Source organism: Geminicoccus flavidas, assembly GCF_009806515.1.
In the GTDB taxonomy this organism is placed as follows: domain Bacteria; phylum Pseudomonadota; class Alphaproteobacteria; order Geminicoccales; family Geminicoccaceae; genus Geminicoccus; species Geminicoccus flavidus.
This window is the reverse complement of record NZ_WUJP01000596.1, coordinates 1-799: the sequence shown is the minus strand read 5'-3', so window position 1 is coordinate 799 and position 799 is coordinate 1. Positions and strand designations below refer to the sequence as shown.

Here is a 799-nt window from a genome sequence, read left to right as displayed (position 1 = left end):
ACGTCGGCTGAGCCCAATTGGGATATCCGGATGAGCGTGATGAGCCAGGTCGAGCCGGTGCTGCGGCGCAGGATGCCAATTGGTGCCGAACCGGGCGGGGGTGGGACCTCGTTCCGCGTCTGGGCACCGGCCTCTTCCGAGGTCTCGGTCGTGCTGGCGGATGGCCGGGAGGCGGCGCTCACGGCCGAGGAGGGTGGCTATTTCGCCGGCTTCCTGCCTGGGGTCGGGGCGGGCCATCGCTATCGGCTGCGCCTGGACGGGAGCGGCCAGCTCCTGCCGGATCCAGCGTCGCGGCGGCAGCCCGAGGGCCCGCACGGGCCATCCGAGGTGGTCGACCCGCACACCTATCACTGGCGGCATCCCGAGTGGCGGGGTGCCGGCATCCGAGGCCAGGTCCTCTATGAGCTGCATGTCGGCACCTTCACGGCCGAGGGGACTGGAGCGCCGCACAGGAGAAGCTGCCGTTCCTGCGCGACATCGGCATCACGGTCATCGAGATGATGCCGGTGAACGAGTTCGCGGGTCAGTTCGGTTGGGGCTATGACGGGGTCGGCCTGTTCGCGCCCACCCGGCTCTATGGCACGCCGGACGAGCTGCGCAGTTTCATCGATGTCGCGCACGGCCACGGCATCGGCGTGATCCTGGACGTCGTCTATAATCACCTGGGTCCGGACGGCAACTACCTGCCCCGGTTCAGCAAGGACTACTTCACCGACCGCCATGACAATGAGTGGGGCGAGGCGATCAATTTCGACGGCCCGAACTCCAAGCCGGTGCGCGAGTTCTTCGTGAGCAACGC

Annotated in this window: 1 protein-coding gene and 1 pseudogene; both read left to right on the top strand. The window is 67.6% G+C overall.

Features of this window, described 5'->3' with window-relative positions; genetic code table 11:
• Window positions 1-501: pseudogene (locus EQG76_RS31745) on the top strand (hypothetical protein); the annotation flags it as partial.
• Window positions 459-799, top strand: a 341-nt coding sequence (locus tag EQG76_RS31740) for an alpha-amylase family glycosyl hydrolase (protein ID WP_321573476.1), incomplete at its 3' end; no start/stop codon positions are given. The pseudogene EQG76_RS31745 and the gene EQG76_RS31740, both read left to right, overlap by 43 nt.